This is a genomic window from Streptococcus hyovaginalis DSM 12219 (genome assembly GCF_000420785.1).
Lineage (GTDB): Bacteria > Bacillota > Bacilli > Lactobacillales > Streptococcaceae > Streptococcus > Streptococcus hyovaginalis.
The window spans coordinates 17710-30043 of sequence record NZ_ATVP01000014.1 but is presented as its reverse complement, the minus strand read 5'-3'; the positions used below and the strand labels follow the sequence as shown (position 1 = coordinate 30043).

The following is a 12334-nucleotide window of genomic DNA, read 5'->3' as shown; positions in this document are numbered from 1 at the left end:
TTGTTTGTTGAATTCCAATTTCTAGGAGTATCATTCTAGATTCTTAGATTCTAACTGATTGGATAATATCACTATGGAAGAAAGACTGGCTTTTCCTTAGACTGAAGGTAAAGGAGTAGGGGAAGTTTTAAAAACAGAAAATAGCTTAGAATGACGTTGCTGTAAAACGTTGATTCTAAGCTATTTTGTCTTGTTTTTAGGATAGTGTTGTAGTAATTAAATCTCGCTTGTTTATGATATTAAGAATCATGCTGCTTTATTTTCAATAGAAAGTTCAACATAAAAGACTTTTCAGCTCTTCTAAATTTAGAGGGCTGCCATTGTTATCCTAGTAATAGTGGGTAAAGGTAGAGGAGGATGGTAAAGCTGAGGAGGCTGAAGAAGATTCCCCAGCGAATGGCTTGGAAGGCTTTGTAGAAGCGAGCAATAGTAAGGAGACACCAGATCATGAGCACGATAACAAACCAAGCTGACAACAGACGAAGTGGTGTTGCTCCATACAAGTAGATATAGATACCAAAGAGTTTCCAACTAGCTAGAGCAGCAAATAGACTAGCAAATACGAATAAAATGGTTAAAGCGATACGTGTTCCTTTTTTATTCCAAGGCATTTCTTTAGAAAAAATATAGAAGGCTATTAGCACCCCAAAGTTAAGAAGAGAAACACGAACTAATTGCCAGAAGCCAGAAACTGCTACGGTAGATGCATCTTGTGGAGAGACTTTGATAGACGTATCCAACAAGCTAGTTAATTCATTCAGACCGATGCCGAAAAAGAGAGCATAGGTCAAGCTGAGACTAATTAGAATGATATAGATAGCTGACGAAGGGAATTGCCTTGTTTGGGTCAGTTCTTCTTGGAAACGACTGTAATCAAATGTTTTTTGGTTTCTTTTCTTGAGAATGGAAGCTGTTATTAAACCATATAGCCATAACATAATTGGTAAGCACATCAAGATTCGGAAAAGACTAACAGCAGGATTGAAAAAATCAAGAGAGAAATGTGTAAAAATGCTGATCAATGAACGAGTGAACTGAGCAAAGCTTTCTGAAACTTGACTGAGCTGCGACCAGACAAAAATAACGAGTACTAGTGACAACAGAGCACTAATTAGGATAAAAGTGAATTGAGTTCGAAAATGTTTTTGCTGGCCTATATTCTTCTTTCTCTGAAATGGCTGGGCAAGCAAACGGAAGGCAAGGAAAAATTGACCAAAGGGATGTAAAACACTACCACGCCACAAGTCAAGCCAAGACAGAACCCCTAGATGACCTTGGCTGAGCCAATTTGTTCGGCTAAGGGTATAGAGGATGAATGACCCATGTAAGGCGAGAAACTGAGGAATTTCTAATTGACCAAGAAAGCCAAAATAACTCAGTGCCACTGCTTGAAAAACTGTCATTAATAGAAAAAAAGAAGTCTCAAGTTGTTGCTGGGTATTGCTTTTAAAGGTTTGTAGATTGTATTTTCCGAGGTACTCTATCAAGAAAATGATACCAATAGTAAATGCAAAGATATACTCATTGTAGCCTTCAAATATCCCCATCCAGTAAATGTATGACAATATAAAGAGCAAGAGAGTTCCGATCTTAAAGCGACGTAAGGCTGAATCAGAAATACTGTTAAATAGATTTGGTTTTGGCTTCGGTTTTGGTTGTATGATAGAAGATGTAAAATTGGTTTGTAGTGGTTTAGCGGGAGGTATAGACATACTTAGTTTTCCTCACTTTCATCAGGTATATATTCGAGAATGTCTCCTGGTTGGCAGCCCAGTTCTCGGCAAAGAGCATTGAGTGTTGAGAAGCGAATAGCCTTGGCTTTATTATTTTTTAGAATAGATAGATTGGCCGGTGTTAGGTCGATAAGTTCTGCTAATTTACCAGCACTAATATGTTTTTTAGCCATGACAACATCTAAATTAATCTGAATCATACTTACCTCCTTAAATCGTGAAATCGACTTCTTCTTGTAAAGCTACTGCCTTACCGAAGGCATTACGAATGACACGTATAATCAAAGTGAGGAGACTACATGAAACAGCAACGAGTAGCATAGGTAGATAGGCTGTTAAACCCATAAAGAGCGAAATCAATGCAACAGCTCCTACAATCCATCCTAGATAGCGTAAGTTTTGAACGTTTTCAGAGACGAAAACATGGTTGTTGCCAATACGGGTGATAAGTTGATAGAGGATTATAATACAGCTGATAGCGAGAACACCAAGAACATAACCTAAAAGTAAGAGTACCCAAAAACGAATAGAATCTTGGAACAAGGGAGAGCGGTGCTCTATTACGAGCCTTGTAATCCATGGACCGATAAAAAGCATAATAAAAGAGGCTAGTCCTAGGATAATAAGGGCCAATTTAGTTAGTAAGATACTGATATTTTCCTTAGTTGGTGTGTATTTAAACATTATTTTTCTCCTTTGATTTTAAACTATAGCAAAAAATATATCGATAATCAATAAAAATATAGTGAAAAACAATAATTTTTTTAAAAAAGGAAATTCTTAGCTAATTTTATTGAACAGGTTATGAAGCTAGTTGAAATCATTATTATATTCGTATGACGTTAGAGACTACTGAAAGGTAATAGATTTTATGAGAGTTTTTAATAATCTCTCATAATGGGTTAAGTTTGTTTGTAGATTATTAGTAGTTTTAATAAGATAATGATAACCAACTATGATGAAGGTGATTGAGATGGTAAATAAACCTTGCCATAGTTTGTAACTATATGCTACTCTAGTAATTGCCAAATAGCTAAATGATACCAGTCGTGTTAAAATAGAAAAATATTTGAATAGACTTATTTTGAAATCAATAAATAACTTTTTTCAGTGCCTTTCTTAAGTAATGTGAGCTTCGAAAACCAGAGAACGACTAGCGCAAAATACCTATCATTTTATGTTGTAGGTGCTAGGGTAGATGAGGTCTAACAGAGGAGACCAGCGCACACAATGGAAAAATTACTGTAAACAGCTAACTTTTTGCAAGGGAGTTTCCACTTCTCATTTGAAGGTAATAGACTCTCTAACCTGAAGTGCTTGGTTCTATAATAGTTTGATGTTATGGTATGCTAGCCACATAAGGGGTTCTAGAAAGAGTAGTCGTTTCTGAACAAGTCCAATATAAAATCAGTGACTTAATGAAGTCACTTGAAGGGGAAATTATGTCGAATAAACTCTTGGTTTTACAGTCAGATTTTGGTTTGGTTGATGGTGCGGTGTCTGCCATGATTGGGGTTGCTCTTCAAGAAGATCCAGGTCTCGGTGTTCATCATTTAACTCATGATATCACACCTTATAATACGTTTGAGGCTAGCTATCGGCTCTTTCAGACTATTGAATATTGGCCAGAAGGTACGACTTTTGTCTCTGTTGTTGACCCAGGTGTTGGCTCATCGCGCAAGAGTGTTGTTGCTTTGACAGAAGGTAATCAATATATTGTAACGCCTGATAATGGGACCTTGTCTTACATCAAGCGCCACGTTGGGATCAAGGCTGTTAGGGAAATTTCAGAAGTAGCTAACCGTCGCAAAAATACGGAGCATTCTTATACTTTCCATGGTCGAGACGTTTATGCTTATACAGGAGCAAAATTGGCTTCAGGGCGTATTTCTTTTGAGGAAGTAGGACCAGAGCTTTCTGTGGAAAATATTGTGGAAGTTCCTGAAGTAGAGACACAGGTCACTGAAACTAAGGTTTCGGGAGCTATTGATATTTTGGATGTGCGCTTTGGTTCCTTATGGACCTCTATTAGCCGAGAAGATTTCCAGACGCTGTCACCAGAATTTGGCGATCGTTTTGAAGTGACCATTTCCCACCATGATTTATTGATTTATCAAAACCAGGTTACTTATGGTAAGTCTTTTGCTGATGTGGGATTGGGGCAGCCAATTTTATACATCAATTCACTCTATCGTGTTGGTTTAGCCATCAATCAGGGATCTTTCGCTAAAGCTTATAATGTTGGTGTCGGGTCAAGTTGGCGTATTGCTATTAAGAAAATCAAATAAAGGATGTTAGAAAGTTTATGAAAAACAATTCTATTAAAACTGTCGTTGCTACAGGTATCGGCGCAGCTCTCTTTGTGATCATTGGGATTCTAGTTAATATTCCAACAGCCATCCCTAACACCAGTATCCAGTTACAGTATGCTGTTTTGGCTTTGTTTTCTGTGATTTATGGTCCAACAGTTGGTTTCTTCTCAGGATTTATCGGTCACGCGCTTAAGGATGCTCTTCAATCCGGGTCTCCTTGGTGGACTTGGGTTTTGGTGTCAGGTCTTGTTGGTCTTGTTATTGGATTAATTAGCCGCAAAATTGATATCAATAAGGGTTATGTAACTGCTAAAGATTATGTTATTTTTAATGTAACACAAGTGGTCATCAATGTTTTAGGCTGGGGCTTGATAGCACCTTATGCAGATGTTATTATCTATAGTGAACCATCGAATAAAGTGTATGCGCAGGGTCTTTTATCAGCGACGGTTAATATTTTAACAGTTGGTATTGGTGGCAGTTTATTGCTAGCTTTATACGCTAAAACCCGTACGAAAAAAGGAAGTTTACGTAAAGATTAAACGTCAAATAGAGGTTATACTCGAAATCGATCAAACACGACAAAATGACGAGCTACAGGTCATATCGATGCAGGCTAGGGCGAAATCAAGAATAGTCGTTTGCTTATCAAAGAGTATTGAGTGGAGTGATGTCCGGATACTAAGGGTTCGGTGCACTCCTTTATTTGCTTTAAAGAGTGAAGAAGATGACAAATAAGATTTGTTTCAAAGACTTTTCCTTTACTTATGATGCTCAGACTGAGCCCACTTTGAAAGGGATTAATCTGACCATTGAACAAGGTGAGAAAGTTTTAATTTTAGGTCCATCAGGTAGTGGAAAATCGACCCTGGGGCAATGTTTGAATGGGATTATTCCAGGAACCTACCCTGGGACAATGTCGGGTAGCTTAACAATCGCTGGTCAAGAGGCTGAAAAATTGTCCATCTATGACCGATCTTTTTTGGTGTCTACTGTTTTGCAAGATCCAGATGGTCAATTTATTGGTCTTAGCGTTGCTGAAGATGTGGCCTTTGCTCTGGAAAATGATGGGGTGGCTCTAAGTGAGATGCAAGATCGGGTGAATCGTTGGTCTGAGCGACTGGAGTTATCTGAGCTTCTTGATCATAGACCACAGGATTTGTCAGGTGGTCAAAAGCAACGGGTTAGTCTGGCGGGTGTCTTAATTGATGAAAGTCCTATCTTACTTTTTGATGAGCCGTTAGCTAATCTGGATCCGAAATCTGGTCAAGAAACCATGCACTTGATTGATGAGATGCACCATGAGGTTGGGGGAACCACTATTATTATCGAGCATCGCTTGGAGGATGTTCTGGAAATTAACATTGATCGGATTGTCTTGATGGCTGACGGTCGTATTGTTTATAATGGCAAACCAGACGAATTGTTAGAGAGTTCCCTTTTAAACCAACATGGTATTAGAGAACCCCTTTATCTTAGTGTTTTAAAAAATCTCGGGGTTGATTTGGAACAGCTGGAACGTCTTAGTCCCTTGTCTCAATTGCCATTATCGCCACTTGAGCTCCCATCCTTTTCTCAAGAGAAATCGTATGAGAAGCAAAAGTCAACCTTGCTAGAGGTTAATCACCTGACAGTTGGCTATCAGGTTGATAATCCGGTTTTGCAGTGCCTGTCCTTTACCCTAACCAAAGGAGAACTTCTTGCCATCGTTGGTCGAAATGGTGCTGGAAAATCAACTTTAGCCAAGGCTCTTTGTGGTTTTTTACCGATGAAGGGGGATTTGCTTTTTAAAGGGCATTCGATAGCGGATGACACGATCAAAGAACGATCAGAACGTATTGGCTATGTGTTACAGAACCCGAATCAAATGATTAGTCAGACCATGATTTGGGATGAGGTTGCTCTTGGTTTACGCTTGCGAGGTCATGATGATGAGACTATTCAGAGCCGTGTTGAGCATGTTTTGAGAGTCTGTGGCTTATACCCATATCGCCATTGGCCTATTTCTGCCCTTTCTTTTGGTCAGAAAAAACGGGTGACGATTGCATCTGTTTTGGTGTTAAATCCAGAAGTGATTATTTTAGATGAACCAACAGCAGGGCAAGATTTCAGAACTTATCAGGAAATTATGACATTTCTGAAAGAACTCAGTGATGCTGGACATACCATTGTGATGATTACACACGATATGCAGCTGATGTTGGATTATGCTGATCGCTGTTTGGTTGTTTCTGATCGTTCAATCATAGCTGATGCGGCGCCTGAAGTAGTCTTGTCAGATCCAGAGCTAGTGCATAAGGCACATTTGAAGACCACTTCTTTATATGCATTAGCTGTCAAGATTGGTCAAGATCCAGAAGGTGTTACAGCTTATTATCAAGCTTTAGAAAGGGGGATCTGATATGGCGAATCGCTTGTTAGGTTACCAACCTGGCCGTGGCTTTTTATACCGGCTTTCTGGAACCAGCAAACTGCTCTTCTTTATTCTAGTTTCCGTTGCAGTTATGACCAGTTATGACACGAGATTTTTGATAGTGGTCGGCTTGTTTTCCCTTTTACTGTTTTATCAGGCAGGCATCAAGTGGCGCGATATTTCTTTTGCTTTTGTATTTGTCGGGATTTTTGCACTGCTCAATATTGTCATGATTTATCTCTTTGCTCCCCAATATGGCAATGATTTGTATGGTTCAAAGACGATTCTAATCGATGGTCCTGGTGCCTATGATCTGACTCTGGAAGAGCTTTTTTACTTGTTTAACGTTGGGATCAAGTATGTGTCTACCTTGCCTTTGGCAATTATTTTCCTATTGACTACTCATCCTAGTCAGTTTGCTTCAAGTCTTAATCAGCTAGGGCTGCCTTATCGTTTTGCCTATGCAGTCAGTTTGACATTGCGCTATATACCGGATTTGCAGGAAGATTTTGGCATTATCCGAAAAGCTCAAGAAGCACGGGGACTGGAGTTATCTAAGAAGGCGCCTTTAATGAGTCGTATAAAAGGCAATATTCAAATCATCACTCCGCTGATTTTTTCATCGTTAGAGCGCATCGAAACTATTTCAACCGCCATGGAGTTACGCCGATTTGGACGTTACAAGAAACGAACCTGGTACCAAGCTAGGCCTTGGACAGCTCAGGATAGCGGTATTGTCCTCCTGAGTATTGTCATTGTAGGCATTGCCATCAGTCTCTTTTGGGTAAACGATGGCCGTTTCTATAATCCGTTTTAGGGCATTTATTCTTGAAGGCGATTTGAGAAGATGTATGGCTTTCAAAACTGTGCTATAATCCTAGTGATGCTTTACTCGGGAGGAATGTTATGAAGCTGAGAGATCTTTTTCCAGATGCCCTTGTATCCACAGAGGCGGTGGCCGGGGCTGACTTTCTTGTCTTACCAGAAGACCATGCCTATATCCATATTCCTAAAGCAAGCTTGACAGATAGGGAGAGGTTTTTATTATCCCACTTTTCAGAGGCCCATCTAAGGGAGGTCACCGATAATACGTGGCTATCTTTTTTTCAGGGAGATTCTGCCTTACCCCTCTCTCTATCTGAGGGACAAATGATTCTGATTGGTCATCAAAGAAGCATGCCTTCCGAATTACTGAACTTCTTCAAGGACCTCTTTCCCAATCTGCTTACCCTTGCTAGCTTGGGTAAGCAGCAGACTCTCTTGCTTTTAAGTCCAGATTTGGGGAACTCTGTCGAGACAAGCTTAAGTCAGTTATTGGTAACGCTGGAAAGTGATTTTGGCTTGGCCTTAAGTTTTTATGTCGGCAAAGCTTGGTCTGCGTTGACGGAGCGTGATCTGGCGACTTATTGGCGTTTGGAGTATGGCCTCTGCCAGCAATACCATGCTTTGGAGCAAGAAGAACCAGTCATCTCTTTTGCCCGTTTGATGCTAAGGGCTATGACGGGTGAGACGAGTGAGTCAGCTGGGGCTTTAAGAGAACAGTTATTAGAAACTATCCTTCCTGTCAAGGACAGCAGGGATTTGATCACTGTTTTGTGGCAGGAGCAGGGCAATCTGGTACAGACGGCCCAGCGTCTATTTATCCATCGCAATTCCCTCCAGTACCGTTTGGACAAGTTTTATCAGGCTACAGGTCTCAATCTGAAAGTCTTAGATGACCTTGCTCTAGCTTATTTAATAATCTTACAAGACTGAGTTCATGGCTCAGTTTTTTGATTTGGGCAGACTGCACAGAAAACTTTGGTCACCTTGTCAGTTTTATGAAAACGTTATCTTTGCTATACTAGAAACATCAAATGATGACCTAAGCGCTTTGTTTAGGATTTGCCAAAGGAGAGAAAATGGTTGAATTAAACTTAAATCACATCTATAAAAAATACCCTAACACTGATCATTACGCAGTTGAAGATTTCAACTTGGACATCAAGGATAAGGAATTTATCGTCTTTGTCGGTCCTTCAGGCTGTGGAAAATCCACTACCCTTCGTATGATTGCAGGTCTCGAGGATATTTCAGAAGGCGAATTCAAGATCGATGGGGAAGTGGTTAATGATAAATCCCCTAAAGATCGTGATATTGCCATGGTTTTCCAAAACTATGCCCTTTATCCCCATATGACCGTCTATGACAACATGGCTTTTGGTCTTAAATTACGTAAATATCAAAAAGCAGAGATTGATACGCGTGTCAAAGAAGCAGCGCAAATCCTCGGCTTGACAGAGTTTTTGGAGCGTAAGCCAGCTGACTTGTCTGGTGGTCAACGCCAACGTGTTGCTATGGGACGTGCTATTGTCCGTGATGCTAAGGTCTTCTTGATGGATGAACCTTTATCAAACTTGGACGCTAAGCTTCGTGTGTCTATGCGTGCCGAAATTGCCAAGATTCACCAACGTATCGGCTCTACAACCATCTACGTTACACATGACCAGACCGAAGCCATGACACTTGCGGATCGTATCGTCATTATGAGCGCCACTAAAAACCCTCAAGGAAATGGAACGATTGGTAAGATTGAGCAAGTAGGAACGCCGCAAGAGCTCTACAATCTACCAGCTAATAAATTTGTTGCAGGCTTCATCGGAAGTCCAGCCATGAACTTCTTTGATGTGACGGTGCATGAAGATCGCTTGACCAACGCTGACGGTCTCGATATTGCCCTCCCACAAGGTCAAGCTAAAATTTTGAAAGACAAGGGTTATCTTGGAAAAGAAGTCACCTTTGGTATTCGCCCTGAGGATATTTCCAGTAAACAAATCGTTCACGATACTTATCCAAATGCCAATGTGACAGCACAAGTCCTTGTTTCAGAATTACTTGGTGCGGAGACCATGCTCTACGTCAAACACGGCAACACAGAGTTCGCTTCTCGTGTAGATGCGCGTGATTTCCATAATCCAGGTGAAAGTATTGTCTTGACCTTTAATGTTGCTAAAGGACACTTCTTTGATAAGGATACCGAACAAGCTATTCGCTAATGATTAACCCCTAAGAAAACAGAATCCTCGATGATAGCATTGGGGATTTTGCTGTAAAGAGAAAGGAAAGCGTATGCAAAAACACTGGTGGCACACCGCTACAATTTATCAAATTTACCCTAAATCATTTATGGATGCTGATGGAGATGGTGTCGGAGATCTTCAAGGCATCATTTCAAAACTCGATTACTTAGAGAAACTAGGTATTACAGCCATTTGGTTGTCTCCTGTTTACCAGAGCCCTATGGATGACAATGGTTACGACATTTCGGATTACCAAGCTATCGCGGATATTTTCGGGGATATGACTGATATGGAGGAGCTTCTCTCTCAAGCCAACCAGCGAGGGATTAAGATCATTATGGATTTAGTGGTCAATCATACGTCTGATGAACATGCCTGGTTTATTGAGGCGCGCGAAAACGCAGACAGCCCTGAGAGGGATTATTATATCTGGCGAGATGAGCCCAATGATTTAGTATCGACTTTTTCAGGTTCTGCCTGGGAATATGATGACAAAGTGGGGCAATATTACTTGCATCTTTTTGGTAAAAAACAACCTGATCTTAATTGGGAAAATGAAGCCCTTCGTCAAAAAATTTACGACATGATGAATTTCTGGATTGACAAAGGTATCGGCGGTTTTCGTATGGATGTCATTGATCTCTTGGGAAAAATACCTGATCAGAAAATTCGCGAGAATGGTCCAAAACTCCATGATTATCTCAAAGAAATGAACCGAGCTAGCTTTGGCAAACATGATTTGTTAACAGTTGGGGAAACTTGGGGGGCGACACCTGAGATAGCTAAGCAGTATTCTAATCCTGACAATCAGGAACTGTCCATGGTCTTTCAGTTTGAGCATATTGGCCTGCAGCATAAGCCAGATCGACCAAAATGGGACTACGCTGACGGTTTAGACGTGCCTGCTCTCAAGTGCATCTTTAACAAGTGGCAAACCCAATTGGAGTTAGGTCAGGGTTGGAATTCCCTTTTTTGGAATAACCATGATCTGCCACGCGTCCTCTCTATTTGGGGAGATACTGGTGCTTACCGTGAGAAATCAGCTAAAGCCTTAGCCATTTTACTCCATCTTATGCGTGGTACACCCTATATTTATCAGGGTGAAGAAATCGGTATGACCAATTATCCTTTTGAACATTTGGAGCAGGTGGAAGACATTGAGTCACTCAATTACGCCGCGGAAGCATTGGAAAATGGGGAAAATATCGCTAATATTATGGATAGCATTCGTGTCATTGGACGAGATAATGCCAGGACTCCCATGCAATGGTCGGCGGAAAATCAAGCAGGCTTCTCAAGTGCAGCCAAAACCTGGTTGCCAGTCAATCCTAACTATGAGAGCATCAATGTCGCAGCTGCCTTAGAAGATAAAAACTCTATTTTCTATACTTATCAAGCCTTAGTAAAACTGCGAAAGGAAGCTCAGTGGCTAGTAGATGCCGATTTTGAACTCATTGATACTGAAGAAAAAGTTTTTGCCTATAAGCGTTATACGGATGAGGAAACTTACTTGGTGGTGGTCAACCTGTCAGACCAAGAACAAGCTCTCAAGTTGACCTGCCCCATCAAAGAAACCATCGTAGCTAATACTGATCTTGATGAGGTTGTTACTAAGCAAACCTTGAAACCGTGGGATGCCTTTTGTGTGAGGACTAACTAACCTAAAAAAACCAAGTTCGTGAGAGCTTGGTTTTTTTAGGTTAGTTAGGAGCTTATGATTTCTTCTCTAAGAAAAAACTTCCTGATAGTGATTTCAGAAAGTTAGCTTATTGAGCAGAGAGTAAATATGTTTTTAGAGGCTGCTTTCTCTCAAGGTTAGTCGTGTTCCTAGTCGCGTCAGCGTCGCTACTGGTCTTGGATTGATGGCTTGTCGATTAAGCACATCAAGGGCGGTTCGTCCCATTTCGCTAGTAAACACAGTGATACTAGATAAGCGGGGAAATACTTGTTTTGTAATCGGAGTATCATTAAAGCAAATGATTTGGACCTGATGAGGCACTTGGATACCAGCTTCTTGTAAGGCTCGGAGTGCGCCAACAGCTAAGGTATCATTGGCAATAAAGAATGCTTTAGGTAAGTTTTTTCCTAAGCTCTGAATAGCCGTTTGCATGAGCTGATAGCCAGAATCACTAGAAAAGGGACCGATGAAGAGATGATTAGCGTTATAGATCCCCAACTCATTGGTATAATTTCGGAAGGTCCGAAACCGTGGATCGATGAGCTGTTCCAAGCCGTCGCTAGTTGTTTCTTCGCCAGCGATCATGCCGATTTTTGTCAATCCCTTACTCAGAAAATAATCGATAACCGCAATAACCGACTTGTCAAAATCAGTTGTGACACAATGAAAGCCGGCTGTCAGGGTATCGCTATCAACAAAAACCAGATTAGAATGGACCTGACTCAATGCCTGGATTTGCTTTTGACTGAATTTACCGATGGCGATTAAACCAATACTTTCTTTAGGAAGTTGATCGGGCAAACGGTTAAAGAATCGGATAATATCGTACTGTAATTCCTGAGCACGTTCTTCGATGCCTAGTCGAATGGCATGGTAATAGAGGTCGTCCAACTCTTCTTGTTCGGTGTACCATTGGATAATGGCAATTTTTTGCCGTACTTTTGGTGAATTAAGGACTTTGAGATGTTTTTGGTAACCTAAGTCATCCGCAATTGTTAAAATACGATGGCGTGTTTCTTCTGTAACAGAAAGATTGGGATCTTGATTCAGGACGCGAGATACGGTTGCTTGAGAAACCTTTGCTAGTGTTGCTATATCTTTAAGTGTCGCCATTGTAACCTCCCCAGTCAATTCGTTAC

The 12334-nt window shown here is 40.7% G+C and carries 11 protein-coding genes; 7 read left to right on the top strand and 4 right to left on the bottom strand.

The annotated features are described in order from the left end of the window. Nucleotides 1–323 precede the first annotated feature (323 nt). From G574_RS0109115 to G574_RS0109105, 3 genes are read right to left on the bottom strand one after another with little or no spacing between them, the layout of a single operon-like run. Complete coding sequence (locus tag G574_RS0109115; protein WP_029691927.1) at nucleotides 324–1712, bottom strand: DUF4153 domain-containing protein; 1389 nt, start codon at nucleotides 1710–1712, stop codon at nucleotides 324–326. 2 nt (nucleotides 1713–1714) lie between these two features. After that, nucleotides 1715–1933 (bottom strand): helix-turn-helix domain-containing protein, encoded by a 219-nt coding sequence (locus G574_RS0109110; protein WP_029691926.1) that lies wholly within the window; start codon nucleotides 1931–1933, stop codon nucleotides 1715–1717. 10 nt (nucleotides 1934–1943) lie between these two features. After that, on the bottom strand, nucleotides 1944–2420 hold the full coding sequence (locus G574_RS0109105) for a DUF2975 domain-containing protein (RefSeq protein ID WP_425423294.1): 477 nt from the start codon (nucleotides 2418–2420) through the stop codon (nucleotides 1944–1946). Between the two features lie 755 nt (nucleotides 2421–3175). Here G574_RS0109105 and G574_RS0109100 point away from each other — a divergent pair. The 7 genes from G574_RS0109100 (at nucleotide 3176) to dexB (ending at nucleotide 11177) form a co-directional block, all read left to right on the top strand. Next, on the top strand, nucleotides 3176–4021 hold the full coding sequence (locus G574_RS0109100; protein WP_029691924.1) for an SAM hydrolase/SAM-dependent halogenase family protein: 846 nt from the start codon (nucleotides 3176–3178) through the stop codon (nucleotides 4019–4021). 17 nt (nucleotides 4022–4038) lie between these two features. Further along, nucleotides 4039–4587: an ECF-type riboflavin transporter substrate-binding protein gene (locus tag G574_RS0109095; RefSeq protein ID WP_029691923.1), complete on the top strand. Its 549-nt coding sequence runs from the start codon at nucleotides 4039–4041 to the stop codon at nucleotides 4585–4587. A 185-nt stretch (nucleotides 4588–4772) separates the two neighbouring features. Beyond that, nucleotides 4773–6446: an ABC transporter ATP-binding protein gene (locus tag G574_RS0109090; protein WP_029691922.1), complete on the top strand. Its 1674-nt coding sequence runs from the start codon at nucleotides 4773–4775 to the stop codon at nucleotides 6444–6446. A 1-nt stretch (nucleotide 6447) separates the two neighbouring features. Continuing rightward, a complete protein-coding gene (locus tag G574_RS0109085; protein WP_017769043.1) occupies nucleotides 6448–7275 on the top strand; it encodes an energy-coupling factor transporter transmembrane component T family protein in 828 nt (275 codons plus the stop codon). 89 nt (nucleotides 7276–7364) lie between these two features. Then, the gene (locus tag G574_RS0109080; RefSeq protein ID WP_029691921.1) at nucleotides 7365–8213 is read left to right on the top strand and encodes a helix-turn-helix domain-containing protein; all 849 of its coding nucleotides are present in this window, start codon (nucleotides 7365–7367) and stop codon (nucleotides 8211–8213) included. 146 nt (nucleotides 8214–8359) lie between these two features. Further along, nucleotides 8360–9493, top strand: coding sequence for an ABC transporter ATP-binding protein (locus tag G574_RS0109075; RefSeq protein WP_029691919.1), 1134 nt, complete (start codon nucleotides 8360–8362; stop codon nucleotides 9491–9493). A gap of 73 nt (nucleotides 9494–9566) precedes the next feature. Further along, the gene (gene dexB / locus G574_RS0109070; RefSeq protein WP_029691918.1) at nucleotides 9567–11177 is read left to right on the top strand and encodes a glucan 1,6-alpha-glucosidase DexB; all 1611 of its coding nucleotides are present in this window, start codon (nucleotides 9567–9569) and stop codon (nucleotides 11175–11177) included. A 132-nt stretch (nucleotides 11178–11309) separates the two neighbouring features. Here the strand turns inward: dexB and G574_RS0109065 are convergent, their stop codons facing one another. Beyond that, nucleotides 11310–12308: a LacI family DNA-binding transcriptional regulator gene (locus tag G574_RS0109065; protein ID WP_029691917.1), complete on the bottom strand. Its 999-nt coding sequence runs from the start codon at nucleotides 12306–12308 to the stop codon at nucleotides 11310–11312. Between the last annotated feature and the right edge of the window lie 26 nt (nucleotides 12309–12334).

What these genes read in the sequence shown, in the direction of transcription:
- G574_RS0109115 (WP_029691927.1), bottom strand. Translation starts at nt 1,712, where the DNA reads ATGTCTATACCTCCCGCTAAACCACTACAAACCAATTTTACATCTTCT.
- G574_RS0109110 (WP_029691926.1), bottom strand. Translation starts at nt 1,933, where the DNA reads ATGATTCAGATTAATTTAGATGTTGTCATGGCTAAAAAACATATTAGT.
- G574_RS0109100 (WP_029691924.1), top strand. Translation starts at nt 3,176, where the DNA reads ATGTCGAATAAACTCTTGGTTTTACAGTCAGATTTTGGTTTGGTTGAT.
- G574_RS0109095 (WP_029691923.1), top strand. Translation starts at nt 4,039, where the DNA reads ATGAAAAACAATTCTATTAAAACTGTCGTTGCTACAGGTATCGGCGCA.
- G574_RS0109090 (WP_029691922.1), top strand. Translation starts at nt 4,773, where the DNA reads ATGACAAATAAGATTTGTTTCAAAGACTTTTCCTTTACTTATGATGCT.
- G574_RS0109085 (WP_017769043.1), top strand. Translation starts at nt 6,448, where the DNA reads ATGGCGAATCGCTTGTTAGGTTACCAACCTGGCCGTGGCTTTTTATAC.
- G574_RS0109080 (WP_029691921.1), top strand. Translation starts at nt 7,365, where the DNA reads ATGAAGCTGAGAGATCTTTTTCCAGATGCCCTTGTATCCACAGAGGCG.
- G574_RS0109075 (WP_029691919.1), top strand. Translation starts at nt 8,360, where the DNA reads ATGGTTGAATTAAACTTAAATCACATCTATAAAAAATACCCTAACACT.
- dexB (WP_029691918.1), top strand. Translation starts at nt 9,567, where the DNA reads ATGCAAAAACACTGGTGGCACACCGCTACAATTTATCAAATTTACCCT.
- G574_RS0109065 (WP_029691917.1), bottom strand. Translation starts at nt 12,308, where the DNA reads ATGGCGACACTTAAAGATATAGCAACACTAGCAAAGGTTTCTCAAGCA.